This window comes from Maricaulis alexandrii (assembly GCF_005871165.1).
Taxonomy (GTDB): domain Bacteria; phylum Pseudomonadota; class Alphaproteobacteria; order Caulobacterales; family Maricaulaceae; genus Maricaulis; species Maricaulis alexandrii.
Window position 1 is genome coordinate 256,739 of the sequence record NZ_SWKP01000009.1, and the last position, 19,654, is coordinate 276,392.

The window sequence follows — 19,654 nt, forward strand, 5'->3', positions numbered from 1 at the left end:
GGCGGCCTTTTTCTTGTCCGGTCGATGAAATGGATCAGCGATCCTTCGGGTCGATCGCATCGCGCAGCCCGTCGCCGATGAAGTTCAGACAGAACAGGGTGATCATCATCGTCACCGCCGGGCCGATCAGCGTCCACGGCGCCGGCTCCATGTCCTGCGCACCGGCCGAGATCAGACGCCCCAGCGAGGTCAGAGGTTCCTGGACGCCCAGGCCCAGGAAGGACAGGAAGCTTTCCGCCAGGATCACGACCGGGATCATCAGCGTGACATAGACCACGACCGGGCCCAGCACGTTGGGAATGATGTGGCGCGCAATGATATTGGTCTTGGACACGCCGGCCGCTTCGGCAGCCTCGACGAATTCCATGCCTTTCAGGGCCAGGGTCTGGCCGCGCACGATACGCGCCATGGTCAGCCATTCCACCGCGCCGATGGCGACGAAGATCAGCACGATATTTCGGCCGAACACGACCATCAGGATGATCACGAAGAAGATGAAGGGCAGCGAGTAGAGGATATCGACCACGCGCATCATCGCCTGGTCCACCTTGCCGCCGATGAAGCCGGCCATGGCGCCCCAGGTCACCCCGATCACCAGGGACACGATGGTCGCCACAACGCCGACCATCAGCGAGACCCGCAGGCCGACGAGAATGCGCGCGACCATGTCGCGGCCCTGCGCATCGGTGCCCAGAAGGTGCCAGTTCTCCAGCGTCGGGCCGATCCAGACCCGGTCCCGATAGATCGTGTCGTAGTCATGCACCCAGAGCAGCTGGCCGATCGTGGCCAGGAAGACGAACAGGCCCAGGACGATCATCGACGCCACGGCCGCGCGGTTCCGCAGCAGGCGGGCGAGCGCGTCATCCCAGAGGGAACGGCCTTTCACAGCCGCCTTTTCGAGGAGCTCTGTCTTTTCCTGAGGGGTCGAGATGAGGCTCATCAGTCGTACTTCACTTTCGGGTTGAGCACGCCGTAAAGCAGGTCGGCCAACAGGTTGAGCAGGATAATGAGCGAGGCGTAGATGATCACGACCCCCATCACCACCGTGTAGTCACGCTGCAGGGCGGCGTCGACGAAGTGCTTGCCGATGCCCGGCAGCTGGAAGACGCGCTCGATGACCAGCGAACCGGACAGGACCGCCGCCGAGGCCGGGCCGAGATAGCTGACCAGAGGCAGCACGGCGGACCGCAGGGCGTGTTTGAAGATCACCGCGGTCGCCGACAGGCCCTTGGCCCGGGCGGTGCGGATGTAGTTGGAGCGGATCACCTCGATCATGGAGGCGCGCATGAGACGCGCAATGATGGCGATCTGCGGCAGGGCCAGAGTGATGATCGGCAGGATCAGACGGTCCGGCGTCATGCCATAGCGCGGATCGAGACCGCCGGTCGGCACCAGGCCGAGATAGAGGCCGAAGACCAGGGCGAGGATCGGACCCATCACAAAGGGCGGGATGGATATCCCCACCATGGCGAAGGTCATGATCGAGAAATCGCCGGCCGTGTTCTGCCGGAGTGCCGCGACCGATCCGAGCAATGAGCCCAGGACTATCGCCAGCGCCATGGAGAAGACACCGATCGTGGCGGAGACCGGGAAGCCTTCCGCGATGATTTCGGAGACGCGCTTGTCGCGAAGCTTGAGCGAGGGGCCGAGATCGCCCTGCACCAGATCGCCCATGTAATCCACGTACTGGCGCCAGAGCGGCTGGTCCATGCCGTAATTGGCCAGCAGCGTCTGACGGGTCTCTTCCGGCATCGGGCGTTCCAGGTCGAACGGACCGCCGGGCGCTGCGCGCATCATGAAGAAGGCGACCGTAATGATCACCAAAATCGTGGGAATGGCGACGCCAATGCGCCGGATGACGAAACCAAACATGAATGAACCGGCTCTTCCGAGAAGTGGGGCAGTTTCAATGTGACACGTTTATTGTCAATGAAGTGTCTGCCGTTGGGATGCAGTCGCGGCCTCATCCAGCGGCGGCAGGGGCGCCGTCCGAGATAGTCCTGTCTCGCTTGTCGCCGGACTGACAAAGAACTGCACGAGGATCAGTGCCAGAATGAGCCAGCCCAGCCGCACGAGGCGCTTGCTTAGGAATTGTCCGCCGTTCACATTCGCCTCCCGCATTCCGGTCTGCCGCCGGTCACGCAATTTCCGCGCCGAGTGTGATCCAGCGTGAATTGCATGTGTTCGACTCATGCCTAGGATGCGGTCCGGAAGAGTCAGGAAGGGCCGATCCATGCACAGTGCGCTGTGGTGGCGAGATTTCGAATTCCAGGACGGTGTCGTGACCGTCAAGAAGACCGGAGCCCGCCTGCCCATAGAACCCGGCCTGATCGGTGAAGTCCTGGCCTGGTTCCCCTTCTATTTTGTCGCAGAAGGCTGGCGGATGAAAGCCGCGGCCGGGACCGGGCCGAAAATCTGGTTCACGCCGGACCGTCCCCGCCCCTGGTATCTGATCTGGTCGGTGCTGCACGCTGCCGGCGCCCGGATCGCCAAGACCCCCGAAGATGCCGACGCTGTCTTCGTCTTCGATGACAGCACGACCTGCATGGCCCGGCCTGTTCCCGACGGCGTCCCCGTCATCAATCGCGACTGCCAGTCCATCGCGAAAAGCCATGTCGCCAAAGTCTTCGAAGACTGTTTCGGCTACGCCCTGACCGTCGATCCGGAAAGCTGGACCGGTGCCATGGTGGAGAAGTCCGAGATCAATGGCGCCCATGACGGCCGCATCGTGCAGGGCCCCGTGAAGGCCAGGCCGGGCCATGTCTATCAGCGCGTCATCGACAACCGGACCGGGACCAGCCTGGTGGAAGACCTGCGCTGTCCGACAATCGGCGGCGAAATCCCGCTGGTCATGTACAAGCGCCGCCGCATCGAGACGCGCTTCTGCAATTCCAATGACGAGGTCGAAATCGCCGCGACCGAAGACGTGCTCACACCGCAGGAAGTGGAACAGCTGGGCCGGTTTGCCCGCGCCATGAAGCTGGACTGGGGCGGGCTGGACGTGCTGCGCGATCGCAGCGATGGCCGCCTCTACGTCGTCGATGTCAACAAGACCGACATGGGCCCGCCGATCGCCATGGCGCTGCCTGACAAGATCACCGTGACCCGCAAGTTGGCGGACGCTTTCCTGGCCTATATCCAGGCGGCGCCCCGCGCCGCTGAACCCGCCGAGATGACATGACTGCCATTCCCTTCGTCAAAGATTTCGAGTTCGAGTACGGGCGCTGCGATACGCTGTCGCCACTGATCCGCCGTGTCATCGCGCCCAATCCGGGACCGTTCACCTATACCGGTACGGGCGTTTACATCATCGGGCATGGCCAGGTGGCCGTGATCGATCCGGGCCCGGTCGATCCGGCCCATATCGAAGCCATCGATGCGGCGCTTGAGGGTGAGACGGTGACCCATGTCTTCGTCACCCACCATCATCTCGACCACTCCCCCCTCGCCCATCCGCTGGCGCGCAAGCATGGCGCGAAAGTCTATGGCTACGGCCCGCAGATCACGCCGCCGGCGGGCGGGGAAGTGCGCCTTGAGGCCGGTGATGATGTCGGCTTCCAGCCGGACATCCAGGTCGGGGATGAAGAGATTTTCCACGGCGAGGGCTGGACCATCGAGGCGCTGCACACGCCGGGCCATACCTCCAACCATGTCTGCTACGCGCTGAAGGACGAGAACACGCTGTTCTGCGGCGATCATGTGATGGGCTGGTCGACCAGTGTGATCAGTCCGCCGGACGGTCATATGGGCAGCTATCTGGAACAATTGCAGCGCGTACGCGACCGCCAGTTCGACATTCTCTGGCCGACCCACGGCCCCGCCATCACCGAGCCGGACCGCTTCATCCGGGCCTATATCCTCCACCGCGAAAAGCGTGAGATGCAGATCCTGGAACAGATCGCCGCCGGCCGGACCGAGGTCCGCGACATGGTCGAGGCCATGTATGCCGATGTCGACAAGCGCCTCCATCCGGCCGCCGCGCACTCGGTGCTGGCGCATCTCATCCATCTGGTGGAAACCGGCCGGGTGGCCTGTGACAGCGTAGAACCGGGCCTGGCCGACAGCTACCGCCTGCCGGAACCGGTCTAGTCCTCGCCCGCCATGGCGGCGAGGAATTGTCGGGCCCGCCGCGGATTGCGACCCAGATCATGGATCGGTTGCCGCGCCAGGGTGCGGATATCGACCAGCGAACCGCCCTCCCCGTCCTCACGGATGCGTACGACAATGTCGTCGCGCAGGCCGAACCAGAAACTCTCCGCGCCCGCCTCGAACATGCCGGCAGCCCGCGAGGCCGAACCGACGCGCCAGTTCTGCTCATGGGCATAGTCCATCGCCGCGTCGAACACGGTTTCGGGGGCCTGGTGCAAATGCAGCGTGGTCAGCGCCGGATAAAGTGCCGCCTGCGCCTCGGCCAGCGACCGGCCGGTCTCGTCCTGCTTGGCGGCATAGTCCAGGCTGGCCGCACCGCGACCTCGGCGGGCCAGAAGACTGGTGGAGAAATTGGGCGGATCGGCAGCATCGGTCGTCACGTCCAGCAGTGGCGGCGTGCCTGCCCGCGCCTGGTCGATCGTCCAGGCCCAGCCCAGCCCGGCCAGACCGATGGCGAGCGCCAGCAACGGCGATGACACGACCCCGAAGGCTTCCTTGGCCACAAAGCGGTAGACCAGCATGAAGAGCCCGCCCAGCACCCCGGCCACGACACAGGCCAGCAGGAGTTTGCGGCCCATGTCATGGGTCATCCAGTTGAGGCCGAACTCCAGCGAGACAAATTCCCATTTCGCCCCGAAGGCGGCCACCAGGAACCAGACCGGCGTGACCAGCGCCAGCAAGGCGCAAATCCAGCCCAGCGGGAGAATGATCGCCCGCAGAATGTCCAAGACCCGTGACATGAGTGCCGCCCCCCGGTTGGCTTGCCCCTAAGGATACAACCGCTCGACACCCCATGGCGACCCCAAATCGGGCCGCAGGAAGGACATTCTGTCGTGCAGCCGGAAGGGACGGTCGCGCCAGAACTCGATCGAGAGCGGACAAATCCGGAAACCGGACCAGTGTGGCGGACGCGGAACTTCACCCAGACCGAAGCGGGCGGCCTCTTTCGCGACGGACTTCTCCAGCGCGAACCGGCTCTCCAGCGGACGGGACTGTTTGGACGCCCAGGCCCCGATCCGGCTGTCGCGGTGACGCGAGGCGAAATAGGCATTCGCCTCCTCTTCGCTGACCGCCTCGACCGGCCCGCGTACGCGCACCTGACGCCGCAGGCTCTTCCAGTGGAAGCACAGGGCCGCCTGACTATTCTCCGCCAGCTGGCGGCCCTTGGCGCTTTCCAGATTGGTGTAGAAGACGAAGCCGCGCGCATCGACCTCTTTCAGGAGCACCATGCGCACATCCGGCAATCCGTTTTCATCCGCCGTCGCCAGCGCCATCGCATTGGGATCATTCGGCTCCTTGCGCTTGGCATCGGAGAGCCAGTCGGCGAACAGGTTGAAGGGGTCCTCGCGGTCAAAGATTTCCGCGGCATTCGCCTCGGACGTCTTGGCATAGGCCTCGGCATCCGGCGAGGGCGGGATGAGATCATCCTTCTTGGACATCAGATTGCGGGCCTCCTGCAGCACTCCCCGCCTAGTTAAGCGCCTGATGCGCCGGGTCAAGTTTTCCCGCAGTCCGTCAACCTTTCGGGAATCTTCTCGCGCTAGATTCCCGGCATGACATCGCGTGTTACGAGTTTGCGGGACGCCTATGAGGCGCTCGGCCTTGTGCCGGGTGACGGTCCTGTTGCGGCCAAATCGGCCTTCCGCGCGCGGGTCAAAACCTTGCATCCCGATGTCACCGAACCGACGCCGGAAACCCTGACACAGCTGGCCAGAATCGTCGCCGCGATGGAATTGATCAAGGCGGTCGGTCCGACCGGTCTGGATCTGGAAATCACTGCCGAGCAGGCCGCCGCCGGTCTCACCCGAACCGTTCGCCATGGCGATCGCCCGCTCCTGGTGCGCATTCCCGCCGGTGTGCTGGAAGGCGAGATCATTCACGCGGTCGGAGAGCCTGACATCGCCATCACGATCCGGATCACGGCCAGCAACCCCGTGCCGGACCGCCCGGCCGCACCGCTTCTGGACAGTGCCGATCTGGATGCCTTCATCCATGAATATTCCCGCCCTTCGGCCCATGCCCGCCTGGCCCGTTGGATCCGCAAAGCGCAGTCGGCCGCTTAACGGGGCGAAATTCCGCGTCTAGTGTGAGCAAAACACGCGGGTTCCACATGTCTCACAATTCGTTCGGACACCTTTTCCGGGTCACCACCTGGGGCGAAAGCCATGGACCGGCCATCGGCGCCGTTGTCGACGGCTGCCCGGCCGGCATTCCCCTGACCGAGGCCGACCTCCAGCCCTGGCTGGATCTGCGCCGTCCGGGTACGAGCCGCCATGTCACGCCGCGCCAGGAAACCGACCAGGTCCGCATCCTGTCCGGCACATTCGAGGATGACCGCACCGGCGGTCCGATCACCACCGGCACGCCGATCAGCCTGATGATCGAGAATGTCGATGCGCGCTCGAAGGATTATGGCGATATCCGCGACAAGTGGCGGCCCGGCCATGCGGACTACACCTATGACATGAAATACGGCGTCCGCGATTATCGTGGCGGCGGCCGCTCCTCGGCCCGCGAGACCGCCATGCGCGTCGCCGCCGGCGGGATTGCCCGCAAGGTGCTGGGCGATGGCATCTCCATCCGCGCCGCCCTGGTTCAGGTCGGCGAACGCGCGATCAATCGCGAGCGCTGGGACTGGGATGCGGTCAGCGAGAACCCCTTCTTCTGTCCCGATGCGGAAACCGCCGCCCTGTGGGAAGCCGACATGGACGCCCTGCGCAAGGACGGCTCCTCCACCGGTGCGATTGTCGAAGTCGTTGTGTCCGGCGTGCCGGCCGGCTGGGGCGCGCCCGTCTATGGCAAGCTGGACAGTGATCTGGCCATGGCCATGATGACGATCAATGCCGTGAAAGGCGTCGAGATCGGCGCCGGCTTCGGCTCTGCCGCCATGCGCGGCGAGGATGCCGCCGACGAAATGCGCATGAGCCAGGACGGCCCCATCTTCCAGTCCAACTTCAATGGCGGCGTGCTGGGCGGCATTTCCACCGGCCAGGACCTGGTGATCCGTTTTGCCGTGAAGCCCACCTCCTCCATCCGCATCGAACGCCGCACCCTCAACCGCGATTTCGAGGAAACCACGATCGAAACCCGGGGCCGCCATGATCCGTGTGTCGGTATCCGCGCCGTTCCGGTGGGTGAGGCGATGGCAGCGCTGGTTCTGGCGGATCACAAACTCCGCCATGCGGGGCAGTCGGCGTTTTAGGCGGCGAACTTTTTATCGACATCTCCACCGTCATCCCCCGGCTTGTCCGGGGGACCTCACTCATCCAGTCGACGGGGGAGCTCAGGTCCCCCGGATGCCCTGCGGGCACCGTCGGATGACGGAGAATTAGATGTCTGAAAGCCCAACCTCATTTTTCCCGGAAGCGCGCAGCGCTGTCCGGGACCTGCCGAAGACTCATCGCTTGAGAATGCGGTCGGGCGGCCCCGGAACTTCGTCCGGGGAAAGTGGTGATTGGATTTTCGAACGCAATTCTTCTCCCGCCCCTAACTTTACGCTGAAAAACTGCAAGCAATGCAATTGCCGCGTGTTGTGAGGTCGACCATTATTGGCGCGCTTTGCGAAACAGGTGCCGGGAGACACCTGCGCCCGGCATCGCGCCCACATCCCCATGGGTAGGAATGATGCGTACGTTGTTGATCGTCGTGACCTTGCTCGTCGGCGTCGGTTTGTTTGCGGCCCCCCGCCTCTACTACCAATTCTTTGTGGCCAGGGGTGAAGCGCTTTTCTACGGCGACACTGAGCGTTCGGAAGCGGCGCTGAGACGGGCCGCAGCCGTGCCAGTTTCGGATCCTTGGGCTGACATCTTTCTGGCCCGGCACCTGATGCGCCGCGAGGACACCGAAAACGCGTCTCGGCATATTCAGCGCGCCTTTGAACGCCTGCCTGACGACAACCCGGTCGATCATTTTATCCTGCTGAATGAGGCTGGGAAACTGGCGCAGCAACAGGGCGACCATGAAGCGGCGTTGGTTCATTTTCGTGAGAGCCTTTCAATCGTGCAATCACTTCAGGATGAACGCCGTGAAACAGGGCGGCTGGCGGAAGATGCCGCCGTCGGAACCTTGAATATTTCCCGGGCGCTTTACCAACTAGGCCGGCTGGAAGAAGCGCTGGACTACGCGCAGACCTCGCTTGAACAACGCCGAGACCTCATTTCATTCAACTTTGGAGAGGCGAACGCGATGCGATTGCCGCCCGAGCGGGTCAGACTGGTAGCGGTGGCACAAAGCGATATCGGGAAAATTCTTGCCAGCCTGGAACGACCGGAGGAAGCCCTCGCAAGCTTTGAAGAGGCATTCGAAACATACGGAGCCGGACTCAATTCCAACACGGCTCTCCAGGCGCGTTGGGATCAGTCCAGCGCTCAATGGCGCATCGGAGACCTGCATGGGGATACCGGCAATCTTCAATCTGCACTGGCCGCTTACGATCTGGCACTCGACCTGCTGAAGAGCATCTGGGAGAGAGACCCGGCTTATCCTGGCGTCACACCCAGCTATCAAGCGATTGTGCTCAGAATGGCCCGCATTTACGCAGAAAATCCAAACCAGGCCGGGTTTGACGCCTTTGTCTCAGACCACGTCCAAGGCGAAATCTTCACCCAATCTCATTCCAACGCGGCAATATGGGCGCAAGCCTATGAAGGGGATCGTCTGGCGGCGATGGGCGACACTCAATCCGCATATGACACCTACCAAAGCGCCCTGGAAAAGGCTGAACAGCGCGTTCGTGAAGCCAGTGCAGATCCTGATCCGCGCCGCGACGTCTGGATTCTTCATTTGCGTGCCGCGAAGCTGGAATTGAACTCGTCACCGGCCCATGCCCAATCAGCTTTGGACTTGATGGAATCTCTGGATCGGGAGGGCGTCTTGGCGGAGCCGGACCGACAATATCTGGAAGAGGCCAGGCGTCTGGCAGCATCTGACTGATCTCGGTGTTCCCCCAACATGACTGAGCCGTTCATGTTGGGCTCATCCGGGAAAACTTAGCTTAGGGTTAACTGGCCGGGTGTGTCCCGGCGTAGACCCGGAGGCGTGTCCGATGACACCACGCAAAATCCGTCTCATGGGCGCGGCGATCGCGGCCCTTCTTCTTACCCCTGCCCTTCTGGATGTGGCGCCGGCCGAGGCGCAGCGGCAGGATCGTGGTGCCGAACGTGGCGATCGCGGTGACCGGGGCGCGCGGGGTGATCGCGGGCCGCGGCGCGAAAGCGGGCGCGGAGCCGGGCGCCAGGGACGTGGCGATGCCCGTCCCCAGCGCGAACATCGCCGGACGGCGGACAGTCGCGGCAACCGGGGCAATCGCGGCGATTTCGCCCGCACACAAAACCGCAATCCACGCAATACGGACCGGGCCATCGCGCCGCGCGAGCAAAGCGGGCGCGGGGATCGCCGACCTGTCATGCGGCCGGTCGAACGCACCGAACGACCGGCTCGCCGGGATGTGACGAACCGGACCCCGAGCCGCGATCCGCGCCGGGATGTGCGTAACCCCAACCGCGGTCCGCGCGGGGATGGTGTGCGCAATCCCAATCGGGGACCGCGCGGTGACGGTGTCCGCAATCCGAACCGGGGACCGCGCGGTGACGGCGTGCGCAATCCCAACCGCCGGCCTGACCGTGATGTGAACCGCCGTCCGGACCGGGATAATCGTTTCGACCGCCGGGGTGATCGCGGTGACCGGTTTGACCGTCGCAGAGACCGGGACAATCGGTTTGATCGCCGCCGCGACCGGGATCAGCGCTTCGGTCACCGGGGCGACCGTGATGGACGGTATGGCCACCGCCGCGACCGCGATGGCCGCTATGACCGGGACCGCCGCCGTGACCGCTGGGACCGCGGTCCGGGTCGCCGGCCGGGCGCGCATCATGACCGCCGCCGCTGGGAATATGCGGAACGCCGCCGCGCCTTCTATCGCGACCGGGCCCGCCGCCAGCAGCAATTGCGCTGGATCCGCCACATGAACCATGGCTGGAACAATAGCCGCTATTACGGCCATTGGGGTCCGTCGAGCCGCTGGCGCTATCACCGCACCTATTACAATCACGGCTACAACACCCGGAACTTCGCCTATTATGACGGTCTGTGCCGCTATAACGGGAATGGTGACGGGGCCGTGGTCGGGGCCCTGCTGGGCGCTCTGGTCGGGGGTTATGCCGCCAGTGACGACAATGTCGGTGCGGGCATCCTGGTCGGTGCAGGGTTCGGTGCGGTCCTGGGCTCCAGCCTGGAACGCTTCGACCAGTGTGACCGGGCCCAGTATCACTACGCCATGAATTACGCCTTCGAATACGGCCAGCCCTATTACTGGGCCAACCCGTATTCCGGGGTCCGCGGCGCCATCGTGATCCGCGAGACCTATTACAATGCCGGCGTGGAGTGCCGCTGGGGCGATGCGGAAGTCTACATGCCCGACGGCACGTATAATTACGACCGTGTGCGCATGTGCCGCGACGCCTATGGCGACTGGCAGGTGGCGCGCCGCCAATAGGCAGGCCCCGGCCTGTCCGAAGGATCGCGAAGGGGGCGGATGGTGACATCCGCCCCCTTCTTCATGGCGGCTGCCGACCCGGCTCCGACCGGCCTGTTTCTTGCGAAGTTTTCAGGAAGCTGTTCATGCTGGGCTCATCCGGCCCGTGCGAGTGTGGCATCAACACCGGGACAAAAGCGCCCGTATCCTTGTTGGAGGTAGACATGAAACTGCTGACCCAAGCCCTGCTCGCCGCCTCGGCCCTGACCGTGACCGTTCCGACGCTGGCCCAAGCCCAGTCCTACCAGGCGCAATCCCGCCAGGCCCAGTCCTATCAGGAATGCGAGAATGCCCGCCAGAACCGCCAGGTCACCGGCGCGATCATTGGTGGTCTTCTGGGCGCCGTGATCGGCAATGAGCTGGCCGATGATAGCAATAACAACCGCCATGGCCGTCCCGACCGCTGGGACCGCCGCGCCCGCTGGGAAGACCGTGGCCGCCATTATTCGCGCTATGACCGCCGCTACCAGCACCGTGACCGCGGCAATGCCGAGGAAGTCGGCACGATTGCCGGGGCCGGTGTCGGCGCCGTGATCGGGGCCGGGATTGCCGGTGGCGGGGATTGCGGCCAGCAGCGCTATCGCGACAGCCGCGATCCCTATGCCGGCAAGCCGTCGGGCTATGGCTATCAGGACAGCTATTATGATGACGGGTATTCGGACGGTTATTCCGACGAATACTACTATGCCGACGACAATGGCGGTGGTGGCAATTACCGCTATGAGGATTACGGCTCCTCCGGCGAGCTTCTGGGCGGCTCCCAGGATCGGGCCGAGGCCCGGGTCTATACCACGTCCGCTTCCACGACCGGCCAGTGCCAATGGTCCCAGACGCGCCGTCTGGATGCCTATGGCGAGGCTTTCACCGACCAGGTCTATATGTGTCAGGGAAGTGACGGAATCTGGCGCCCGGCGGACACATACGGGAACTGATTCGTCCCTTGCACGTTTAGATCGGTTGGAAACACCGGGTGGCGGCCATAAGGTATTCCTTATTGCCGTCACCGCCCGTTATTGGACTGTCCATGACTGATCGTACCGAGACCCCTTCGAGCGCCTCGAACCCGGCCCGTACGGCCTCGACGGCCCGCATCCGGTCGCTGTCGCTCTTCACCAGACCGCCCTTGCCGATCAAGGCCTTGCCGACCTCGAACTGGGGTTTGATGAGCGCGATCAGATCGCTCCTCGCCGCACTCAGCGGCAGGACGGGCGGCAAGAGTTTCAGCAATGAGATGAAGCTGGCATCGCAGACGATGAGCGAGGGCGGTTCGCAGAACATGTCCGCCGCCAATGACCGCGCATCCGTGCCTTCCATCGAAACCACGCGCGCATCCGCCTGAAGCGAGGCGTGCAACTGGTCGCGGCCGACATCGACCGCATAGACCTGCCTCGCTCCGCGCGCCAGCAGGACCTGGGTGAAGCCGCCGGTCGAGGATCCCACATCCAGACAAACCCGACCCGCCGGATCGATCCCGAATTCATCCAGCGCCGCGACAAGCTTGAGCGCCGCCCGCGACACCCAGGGATGGGCCGGCTCGGCCTTCACCTCGGCCCCGTCGGAGATTTTCTGCGAGGGCTTGGTCAGGACCTGGCCATTCACCACCACCTTGCCGGCCGCGATCGCCTCCTGGGCCTTGGCCCGGGTTTCGAAATGTCCGTGGTCGACGAGATAGCGATCGGCGCGCATGGCCTGTCCGTGAAAAGTGACTGAAGTCATCAACCGCTCCATACTGGCGGCATGACTGGCAAGAGAGAAAGCAAAAAGCGCGCGGTTCGCAAAGCCCTTTACGAGGCCGCCGTGCAGCTGATCGAGCGCGACGGGTATGATGCGGTGAGCGTCGACCAGATTGTCACCGTGGCCGGGGTCGCCAAGGGCACCTTTTTCAATCACTTCCCCGGCAAGGCCGATCTTCTGGCCGACTGGTATCGCGAGGCCATGCGTGGCGGTCTCGAGATGGACCTCTCCGACACGCCTGCCCTGCCGGACCAATGGCTGGCCCTGGCGCGCGAAAGCGTGCGAGGCGCCGCCGCCTCGCCGCATATGTGGACTGCCAAGTCGGAACAGGCGCCGACCACGCCTTCCATCCAAGCGGTCGAACGGGAGATGGATGTCGCGCTGCTCAACCGGATGACCGAACTGGCCACCGCCTCCAGCTTCGAGCGGCCGGTGAACGCCGCCGAGTTGGCTGATCTCGCCGTGACCCTCGTGACCGGCTCCATCCGCGAAGCCCTGGTGACCGGTCAAGCTGACAGGCTGGATGAAACGCTGGCGGCACGCCTGCGCGCCCTGTGCCGTCTCGCCGGTTACACCGGGCCTTGATACCGGACCTTGATGCCGGGCAGAAAACTGACTAAAGATGACCGCAGTCATTTTTTGGAGTTGCCCGTGTCCCGACTGCCCCTCACTGCCCCGCTTTGCCTGATGGCCGCCCTGGCCCTGTCGGCCTGCGAACCGGACCACACGGCCGCCCACACCCAGACCATCCGTACGGAAACCGGCATCCTGCCCGCCGCGCAGGGCGTCTGGCGCAATGCGGATTATGGCTGGATCCTGGAGATCAACGAGACCGGGATCACGCGCTGGCAGGACACACCGGCAGGCTGCTATCGCACCGCCCAGGACGGGCCGACCCTGATGAGCCAGGTGGAATACCGTTTTTTTACGCCGACGGGTCCGGACCGGGCCCAGTTCGAATACTTGCCCAGCGATGGTCATACGATTTTCCGGCAACTGGACTCCCTGCCGGCGGAATGCGGCGCGACCGACCTGACCGACCGTGCCGGGACACTGGACGTCTTCGCCTCGGTGTTTGCGCAGCATTATGCCTTTTTTGAGCGGCGCGGCGTCGACTGGAACGCCCAGGTCGAAAGGGCCCGGGCGGAACTGGCGGCGGTGGAGACGGATGCCGACTTCTTCGCCCTTCTGGCCGCCATGATCGAGCCGCTGGGCGACAGCCATACCAAGTTGATTGCCGAGATCGGGGGGGAACGCCACCGCGCCCAGTACGGGCTCGGCGAGACCCTCGCATCGGTTCATGACGGGATGGGCGAGATGACCTGGCTGGTCGGGATCATTGACGGGCTGATGAATGAGGTCCTCGACCCTGGCGCCCGCCATATCCTCAATGACCGGGTGATCACCGGCACGATCGACGGACGGATCGGCTATATCCAGATCTTCACCATGGGCGGTTTCGACCATGCGCTGGAGCCGGGCACGCCGGAATGGGCGGCGGGCGAGCTGGCTGCCCTTCACGCCATGCTCGACGAGGCCCTCACCGAATTTGCAGACCTGGACGGGGTGATCCTGGACCTGTCCAATAATCGCGGCGGCTATGACGCCGTCACGCGCGCCATTGCCAGCCATTTCACCGATGAAGCCTTCGACGGCTATTCCGTCCGCACCGACTGGAGCGCCGATCCCGACATCACCTACCGGATCGAGCCCGCGGACGGCGTGCGCTATACCGGCCCCGTGACCGTGCTGACCAGTGATGTCACCGTGTCGGCCGGCGAGATCACGACACTGATGCTGCGCCAATTGCCCAACGTCACCCAGGCCGGCCAGACCACGCGCGGCGCCTTCTCCACCCCGCTCGCCAAACCCCTGCCCAATGGCTGGTATGTCGAACTGGCCAATGAGATTTTCGCGGATGCGGACGGGACGGTCCATGAGGGCGAAGGCCTGGCGCCGGACTGGCCGGTGACCGTGTTCGATCCGGCTGATCCGGTCGCGTCACATGGCGCAGCGGTGCGGGAGGTGGCGGCGCGGATGATGGGGAATTGACCGCGCCTCACAGCTTTAAATTGATACCCCGAAACAAGGCCCTATAATAATCTCCGACCAGAGCCGTCGGGGGATCATGTGGCGCAATCGGACAGTGAACCCGGGATCAAACCCACGGCCGAGGCCGATATTGATGCGGTCATCGATCGCCTGAAAACACGGGCGCGCTGGTCACAGGTCATCGGCTATTTCCTGCTCCTGGCCTTCGTCCTGATCCTCGGCGTCACGGCAATCCTATCGATTGGCACCTTCGTGGGAGAACGCAATGCGCCGATCCTCACCAACCGGATCAATACCCAGCAAGCCCGACTGAACACGCATTTCGAAACGCAGACCGAACGCCTGACGGGCGATGTGTGGGTTGCTGAGTACCAGAGCGATCTTCCCCCAGATGTGACGAACCGGCTGCAAAACCCGCGGAGAATTGGCGAGGCCCCACGTTCAGCCCTGACGGCGCTGATCGAGCAATCCGGTGACGCCCTGCCCTGGATCGATGATGTGGACGTCGCTGACATCCGCCTCTACCGGGCCGGAGATGTCCTGCTCGTCCAGGAATACGGTTATGAGTCCATCTCCTTCGATGCCGGGGCAAGCTGGTCGCAGCTTTCCCCGCTGCTCTATGTCGAGGCGCTGTCGCTCGGCCCTGACGGTATCGTCCTGGCCAGCAGCGGCTTTTCCAACCTGTACCAGATTTCGCCTGATACGCTGGGGCGCATCGACTACGAACCGGACATCCCGACGACACGGACCAATACTCAGTGGAGCCTGTCGCACTTTCTGCCCAACGGAGACATTGTTGCGGTCAACGACAAGAACGAGATCCATGTCTGGACGGCCGCGAGCCAAGCGTGGACGCTTCGCCATGTGATGGAGGGCTTTGTCAGCGACATTGCCGGCCTCGCCTCCGGTGAGCTCTATGTATACGGCGGCAGTGGAGAACTGTTCATTCTGGGGGCGCAAGCGGGGGCGCGTCCGATCGAGGTTCATATGCCCGACACCAGCGCCTCCTTCCGCTTTTCCGTGGCCTTCCCCCTTGAGAATGGCCGCATCGCCTTCCGGGAGGAGTTCGGCACCGGCGCGCTGGTCATCACCGATCATAGCGAGCGCTTTGCCGGGGTGCAGACCTTCGCCCAATACCAGGCCGCGCTGGATGCACTGCCCGACTGGACCCGGGATGATCCGGAACTCGCCGCCTACCACGCCGAGGCCGGCTGGATGGCGCGCATGGCGAATGCCTATGAGACCTTGCTGCAGACGGATGGCAGTTTCGACACGGACCGCCCTTTCATCACCTTCGGCAATTTCCTCAGCAATTGCGCCGGCGAAACGCCGGACGCGGCGATTGTGACGGCCTGTACGGATGCCTTCCGGGTGTCCAACGGAACCGGTGAGATCGATCTTTACCGGGGCCTGGCCCTGCAGGCCGGCGCCATCGCGCTGATCCTCTTCCTGCTCTCCTCGATCGGTGCGCTCTACCGGTACAATCTGCGCCTGGCGAGCTTCTTCAATGCGCGGGCGGAGACGCTGGTTCTGGCCAAGTCAGGCTTGCTGGCGGGAACGGTCCGGCCTGCGGACGTGGCCCAGCTGGCCACGGCGCTGGCAGCCGACCATGTCGATTTCCGCCAGGTCAGCACGCCGGTCCAGGATCTCACGGAATTGGTGAAGGGCGCGAAGCCCTAGCCGGCCGCCAGGGCCGCTGCGATCCGCTCGGCCGCCGCCTCGTCCTGGCCCATGGCTTCCAGCGCCTTGGCAGCGATGTGGCGGGCATTGAGGCCGGCTTCTTCATACATGTTGTACGGCGTGTCCTGGTCCTGGAAGATGTCCGGCAGGGTCAGGGTGCGAACCTTGAGGCCGCGATCCAGCAGGCCGGCATCGGCCAGCCAGTGCAGGACGAAACCGCCGAAGCCGCCCTGGGCGCCCTCTTCCACCGTGATCAGGACTTCATGCTCCCGCGCCAGGCGGGCGATGAGGTCGGTATCGAGCGGTTTGGCGAAGCGGGCATCGGCCACCGTGGTGGAGAAGCCCTGCGCGGCCAGCGCGTCGGCAGCCTTGAGGCTTTCACCCAGGCGCGTGCCCAGGGAGAGAATGGCGATGCGCGAGCCTTCGCGGACGATCCGGCCCTTGCCGATTTCCAGCGGCTCGATCACATCGGGCATCTCGATGCCGGTGCCATTGCCGCGCGGATAGCGGAAGGCGGACGGGCGGTCATCGATCTGCGTCGCCGTCGCGACCATGCGCGCCAGCTCGACCTCGTCGGCAGCCGCCATCATCACCATGCCCGGAAGCTGGCCCATGAAGCCCAGATCGAAGGACCCGGCATGGGTGCAACCATCGGCCCCGACCAGACCGGCCCGGTCGATGGCAAAGCGCACAGGCAGGTTCTGGATCGCCACATCGTGGACGACCTGGTCATAACCGCGCTGCAGGAAGGTGGAATAGATTGCCGCGAAGGGCTTCATCCCGTCCGCGGCCAGACCGGCCGCGAAGGTGACGGCATGCTGTTCGGCAATGCCGACATCGAACATGCGATCCGGGAAGCGTTCGGCGAACAGGTCCATGCCCGTCCCGCCCGGCATGGCGGCGGTGATGCCGACCACGCGCTCATCGCCTTCCGCCTCGCGGATCAGCTGCTGGGCGAACACCTTGGTGTAGGACGGCGGGCCGCCCTTGGATTTCTGCTGCTCGCCGGTGACGACATTGAACTTGGCCACGCCGTGATACTTGTCGTCGGCAGCTTCGGCCGGGGCATAGCCCTTGCCCTTCTGCGTCACGACATGGATCAGGACCGGGCCATTATCCCCGTCACGCACATTGCGCAGGACCGGGACGAGTTGGTCGAGATCATGGCCGTCGATCGGGCCGACATAGCGGAAGCCCATCTCTTCGAAGAGCGTGCCCCCCATGGCCATGCCGCGCATGTATTCCTCGGCCCGGCGCGCGGCTTCCTCGACGCGCAGCGCCTTGGCCACGCCCTTGCCCAGCTTGCGCAGGCTGCGATAGCCCTGCGAGGACACCAGACGGGCGAAATAATGGCTCATCGCGCCGACAGGCGGGGCGATGGACATGTCATTGTCATTGAGGATGACGATCAGGCGGCCACCGATATGGCCGGCATTGTTCATCGCCTCATAAGCCATGCCGGCGGACATGGAGCCGTCGCCGATCACGGCGATCACATTGCGGTCGTCCTCACCCTTCAGATCCCGCGACACGGCAAAGCCGAGCCCGGCGGAAATCGAGGTGGAGGCGTGCGCGGCACCGAACGGGTCATATTCGCTCTCGGCGCGCTTGGTAAAACCGGACAGGCCGCCGCCCTGGCGCAGGGTGCGGATCCGGTCGCGGCGACCGGTCAGGATCTTGTGCGGATAGCACTGGTGGCCGACATCCCAGATCAGCGTGTCGCGCGGCGTGTCGAAGACATGGTGCAAGGCCGTGGTCAGCTCGACCACGCCGAGGCCGGCGCCCAGATGCCCGCCCGTCACCGACACGGCATCGATCGTTTCCGCCCGCAGCTGGTCTGCGACATCGCGCAGCTGTTCCACGCTCAGATTGCGCAGATCGGCCGGGGTTTGGATGCGGTCCAGAGCCGGGGTCTTGCCGAGTGCCGGGGTCTTCTCTGTCATCAGGGTCCCGCCTTTCAGGAGCGCCGGGCGACGATGAAGTCGACGGCCTCTCGTAGAACATCTGCACGGGCACCGAACGGATCAAGGTGTTCCTTGGCCTGTGCGGCCAAATGCCCCGAACGCTCCTTGGCACCCTCGACCCCCAGAATGGTGACAAAGGTGGCTTTTCCTTGACCGGCATCCTTGCCGGCGGCCTTGCCCATTTCATCCTGGTCGCCTGTCGCGTCCAGAAGGTCGTCCGTGATCTGATAGGCCAAGCCGAGATCGTGCGCAAACCCTTCCAGCGCACGGCGGACATGATCTTCCACCTCGCGCAGGATGGTGCACAATTCTACCGCGTAGGAGATCAGCGCGCCCGTCTTCATGCGGTGCATGCGGGTGACGACGGAAATGTCGAACTGTTCGGTCTCGGCGCGAATGTCGATCATCTGCCCGCCGACCATGCCGTAGGGCCCCGAGGCCCGCGACAGGCGCTCAACCAGGCGGGCGCGGACACTGCCGCGCTGGTGCGTGTCGGGATGGGCGAGGATTTCGTAGGCGACCGATTGCAGCGCGTCACCGGCCAGCACAGCCGTCGCTTCGTCATAGGCCTTGTGGACGGTGGGCCGGCCGCGGCGCATGTCGTCATCATCCATGCAGGGCAGATCGTCATGGATCAGCGAATAGGCATGGATGCATTCCAGCGCACAACTGGCCCGCAGCACGCCGCGATCATCGGCGCCGACCAGCTTGCCGGCCTCCACGGCCAGGAAGGGACGCAGCCGCTTGCCCGGACCCAGCGCCGCATAGCGCATGGCGGAATTGAGATGGGCCTCGGGACCTTCCGCGCGCGGCAGAAGCGCATCCAGGGCTACCGTGACACGGTCCGCTGCTTCGTTCAGGCGCTGTTCGAAGGAATCCATGAGCGAGCCTAATGCATCCGTGAGCCGTTGGGGGCGCTTTGGTCCGGCGCCAGCAAAATGATATCGCCCGCCGCGTCGGAGACGCCGAGGACTAGGATTTCCGATTTGACCGGTCCGATCTGGCGCGGCGGAAAATTCACCACGGCCATGACCTGGCGACCGATCAGCTCCTCGGGTTTGTAATGCACGGTGATCTGGGCGGAACTCTTTTTGACACCCAATTCCTCACCCATATCCACCCACAGCTTGATCGCCGGCTTGCGGGCTTCCGGAAAGGGTTCGGCGCGGGTGACCGTACCGACGCGGATATCCAGTTTCAGGAAGTCCTCGATACTGGCCGGTGGCGTGGTTTCGGAGGACATGGATCAGTCCAGCCCGGCCGGCTCCGTCGCCGGCTGGCCATCCTCACCCTTCACGATCTTCTCGACCTTGAGCTCGGCCGTTTTCAGCTTGGCCTCGCAATGGGCTCGCAGGGCGGCACCGCGCTCATAGATCTCGATCGAGCGCTCCAGTTCGACTTCCCCCGATTCGAGTTGCTGCACGATGCGTTCGAGCTCGGCCGCGGCCTGTTCGAAGCTCAGGCTGGCAATATCGGCATTGGGGGTTTCGGACATGGTCGGCTCCTTGTCAGTGCGGCAGCATAGAAAGCGGAATCAGGCGCG

Annotated in this window: 19 protein-coding genes; 10 read left to right on the forward strand and 9 right to left on the reverse strand. The window is 64.1% G+C overall.

Annotated elements, in window-relative coordinates; genetic code table 11:
* Window positions 1-34: 34 nt before the first annotated feature.
* The gene (locus tag FCS99_RS14130; protein WP_138513670.1) at window positions 35-940 is read right to left on the reverse strand and encodes an ABC transporter permease subunit; all 906 of its coding nucleotides are present in this window, start codon (window positions 938-940) and stop codon (window positions 35-37) included.
* Complete coding sequence (locus FCS99_RS14135) at window positions 940-1,872, reverse strand: ABC transporter permease (RefSeq protein WP_138513672.1); 933 nt, start codon at window positions 1,870-1,872, stop codon at window positions 940-942. Before FCS99_RS14135 ends, FCS99_RS14130 begins: the two co-directional genes overlap by 1 nt.
* 361 nt (window positions 1,873-2,233) lie before the next feature.
* Between FCS99_RS14135 and FCS99_RS14140 the strand changes: the two genes are divergently transcribed.
* Together FCS99_RS14140 and FCS99_RS14145 are read left to right on the forward strand one after the other, a co-directional pair.
* Complete coding sequence (locus FCS99_RS14140) at window positions 2,234-3,181, forward strand: ATP-grasp domain-containing protein (RefSeq protein ID WP_138513674.1); 948 nt, start codon at window positions 2,234-2,236, stop codon at window positions 3,179-3,181.
* Window positions 3,178-4,089, forward strand: coding sequence for an MBL fold metallo-hydrolase (locus tag FCS99_RS14145; protein ID WP_138513676.1), 912 nt, complete (start codon window positions 3,178-3,180; stop codon window positions 4,087-4,089). The genes FCS99_RS14140 and FCS99_RS14145 overlap by 4 nt, the downstream gene beginning before the upstream one ends.
* On the opposite strand, the gene FCS99_RS14150 is transcribed toward FCS99_RS14145, so the two are convergent.
* On the reverse strand, window positions 4,086-4,889 hold the full coding sequence (locus FCS99_RS14150; RefSeq protein ID WP_138513678.1) for a DUF1499 domain-containing protein: 804 nt from the start codon (window positions 4,887-4,889) through the stop codon (window positions 4,086-4,088). The two genes, FCS99_RS14145 and FCS99_RS14150, sit on opposite strands and share 4 nt — an antisense overlap.
* A gap of 27 nt (window positions 4,890-4,916) precedes the next feature.
* Entirely contained in the window at window positions 4,917-5,588 is a 672-nt protein-coding gene (gene pdxH / locus FCS99_RS14155; RefSeq protein WP_138513680.1) for a pyridoxamine 5'-phosphate oxidase, read from the reverse strand.
* Window positions 5,589-5,702: 114 nt separating this feature from the next.
* Here pdxH and FCS99_RS14160 point away from each other — a divergent pair, with 114 nt between their 5' ends.
* The 5 genes from FCS99_RS14160 (at window position 5,703) to FCS99_RS14180 (ending at window position 11,613) form a co-directional block, all read left to right on the forward strand.
* A complete protein-coding gene (locus FCS99_RS14160) occupies window positions 5,703-6,212 on the forward strand; it encodes a hypothetical protein (RefSeq protein WP_138513681.1) in 510 nt (169 codons plus the stop codon).
* A 47-nt stretch (window positions 6,213-6,259) separates the two neighbouring features.
* On the forward strand, window positions 6,260-7,351 hold the full coding sequence (gene aroC, locus FCS99_RS14165) for a chorismate synthase (RefSeq protein ID WP_138513683.1): 1,092 nt from the start codon (window positions 6,260-6,262) through the stop codon (window positions 7,349-7,351).
* 419 nt (window positions 7,352-7,770) lie between these two features.
* A complete protein-coding gene (locus tag FCS99_RS14170; protein ID WP_138513685.1) occupies window positions 7,771-9,081 on the forward strand; it encodes a tetratricopeptide repeat protein in 1,311 nt (436 codons plus the stop codon).
* Between the two features lie 112 nt (window positions 9,082-9,193).
* A complete protein-coding gene (locus FCS99_RS14175) occupies window positions 9,194-10,642 on the forward strand; it encodes a hypothetical protein (protein ID WP_138513687.1) in 1,449 nt (482 codons plus the stop codon).
* Between the two features lie 203 nt (window positions 10,643-10,845).
* Complete coding sequence (locus tag FCS99_RS14180) at window positions 10,846-11,613, forward strand: hypothetical protein (protein WP_138513688.1); 768 nt, start codon at window positions 10,846-10,848, stop codon at window positions 11,611-11,613.
* Between the two features lie 16 nt (window positions 11,614-11,629).
* Here the strand turns inward: FCS99_RS14180 and FCS99_RS14185 are convergent, their stop codons facing one another.
* Window positions 11,630-12,397, reverse strand: coding sequence for a TlyA family RNA methyltransferase (locus FCS99_RS14185; RefSeq protein ID WP_233352846.1), 768 nt, complete (start codon window positions 12,395-12,397; stop codon window positions 11,630-11,632).
* Between the two features lie 21 nt (window positions 12,398-12,418).
* On the opposite strand from FCS99_RS14185, the gene FCS99_RS14190 reads away from it, so the two are divergent.
* The 3 genes from FCS99_RS14190 (at window position 12,419) to FCS99_RS14200 (ending at window position 16,147) form a co-directional block, all read left to right on the forward strand.
* On the forward strand, window positions 12,419-13,000 hold the full coding sequence (locus FCS99_RS14190) for a TetR/AcrR family transcriptional regulator (RefSeq protein WP_138513690.1): 582 nt from the start codon (window positions 12,419-12,421) through the stop codon (window positions 12,998-13,000).
* 66 nt (window positions 13,001-13,066) lie between these two features.
* Window positions 13,067-14,467 carry a S41 family peptidase gene (locus FCS99_RS14195; RefSeq protein WP_171036394.1) on the forward strand — a complete coding sequence of 467 codons (1,401 nt, stop codon included), beginning with the start codon at window positions 13,067-13,069 and terminating at the stop codon, window positions 14,465-14,467.
* Between the two features lie 78 nt (window positions 14,468-14,545).
* Complete coding sequence (locus FCS99_RS14200) at window positions 14,546-16,147, forward strand: hypothetical protein (protein WP_138513694.1); 1,602 nt, start codon at window positions 14,546-14,548, stop codon at window positions 16,145-16,147.
* Here FCS99_RS14200 and dxs read toward each other — a convergent pair.
* Genes dxs through FCS99_RS14220 form a run of 4 tightly spaced genes read right to left on the reverse strand, consistent with a single transcriptional unit; the run spans window position 16,144 to window position 19,606 of the window.
* Window positions 16,144-18,090 carry a 1-deoxy-D-xylulose-5-phosphate synthase gene (gene dxs / locus FCS99_RS14205; RefSeq protein ID WP_138513696.1) on the reverse strand — a complete coding sequence of 649 codons (1,947 nt, stop codon included), beginning with the start codon at window positions 18,088-18,090 and terminating at the stop codon, window positions 16,144-16,146. The genes FCS99_RS14200 and dxs overlap by 4 nt on opposite strands.
* 14 nt (window positions 18,091-18,104) lie before the next feature.
* A complete protein-coding gene (locus FCS99_RS14210) occupies window positions 18,105-18,992 on the reverse strand; it encodes a polyprenyl synthetase family protein (protein ID WP_138513698.1) in 888 nt (295 codons plus the stop codon).
* Between the two features lie 8 nt (window positions 18,993-19,000).
* Window positions 19,001-19,354, reverse strand: coding sequence for a tRNA-binding protein (locus FCS99_RS14215; RefSeq protein ID WP_138513700.1), 354 nt, complete (start codon window positions 19,352-19,354; stop codon window positions 19,001-19,003).
* A 3-nt stretch (window positions 19,355-19,357) separates the two neighbouring features.
* On the reverse strand, window positions 19,358-19,606 hold the full coding sequence (locus FCS99_RS14220) for an exodeoxyribonuclease VII small subunit (RefSeq protein WP_138513702.1): 249 nt from the start codon (window positions 19,604-19,606) through the stop codon (window positions 19,358-19,360).
* Window positions 19,607-19,654 lie beyond the last annotated feature (48 nt).

Bases quoted from the DNA above. Each gene is read 5' to 3' on its own strand.
- FCS99_RS14130 (WP_138513670.1), bottom strand. From the start codon at position 940: ATGAGCCTCATCTCGACCCCTCAGGAAAAGACAGAGCTCCTCGAAAAG.
- FCS99_RS14135 (WP_138513672.1), bottom strand. From the start codon at position 1,872: ATGTTTGGTTTCGTCATCCGGCGCATTGGCGTCGCCATTCCCACGATT.
- FCS99_RS14140 (WP_138513674.1), top strand. From the start codon at position 2,234: ATGCACAGTGCGCTGTGGTGGCGAGATTTCGAATTCCAGGACGGTGTC.
- FCS99_RS14145 (WP_138513676.1), top strand. From the start codon at position 3,178: ATGACTGCCATTCCCTTCGTCAAAGATTTCGAGTTCGAGTACGGGCGC.
- FCS99_RS14150 (WP_138513678.1), bottom strand. From the start codon at position 4,889: ATGTCACGGGTCTTGGACATTCTGCGGGCGATCATTCTCCCGCTGGGC.
- pdxH (WP_138513680.1), bottom strand. From the start codon at position 5,588: ATGTCCAAGAAGGATGATCTCATCCCGCCCTCGCCGGATGCCGAGGCC.
- FCS99_RS14160 (WP_138513681.1), top strand. From the start codon at position 5,703: ATGACATCGCGTGTTACGAGTTTGCGGGACGCCTATGAGGCGCTCGGC.
- aroC (WP_138513683.1), top strand. From the start codon at position 6,260: ATGTCTCACAATTCGTTCGGACACCTTTTCCGGGTCACCACCTGGGGC.
- FCS99_RS14170 (WP_138513685.1), top strand. From the start codon at position 7,771: ATGATGCGTACGTTGTTGATCGTCGTGACCTTGCTCGTCGGCGTCGGT.
- FCS99_RS14175 (WP_138513687.1), top strand. From the start codon at position 9,194: ATGACACCACGCAAAATCCGTCTCATGGGCGCGGCGATCGCGGCCCTT.
- FCS99_RS14180 (WP_138513688.1), top strand. From the start codon at position 10,846: ATGAAACTGCTGACCCAAGCCCTGCTCGCCGCCTCGGCCCTGACCGTG.
- FCS99_RS14185 (WP_233352846.1), bottom strand. From the start codon at position 12,397: ATGACTTCAGTCACTTTTCACGGACAGGCCATGCGCGCCGATCGCTAT.
- FCS99_RS14190 (WP_138513690.1), top strand. From the start codon at position 12,419: ATGACTGGCAAGAGAGAAAGCAAAAAGCGCGCGGTTCGCAAAGCCCTT.
- dxs (WP_138513696.1), bottom strand. From the start codon at position 18,090: ATGACAGAGAAGACCCCGGCACTCGGCAAGACCCCGGCTCTGGACCGC.
- FCS99_RS14210 (WP_138513698.1), bottom strand. From the start codon at position 18,992: ATGGATTCCTTCGAACAGCGCCTGAACGAAGCAGCGGACCGTGTCACG.
- FCS99_RS14215 (WP_138513700.1), bottom strand. From the start codon at position 19,354: ATGTCCTCCGAAACCACGCCACCGGCCAGTATCGAGGACTTCCTGAAA.
- FCS99_RS14220 (WP_138513702.1), bottom strand. From the start codon at position 19,606: ATGTCCGAAACCCCCAATGCCGATATTGCCAGCCTGAGCTTCGAACAG.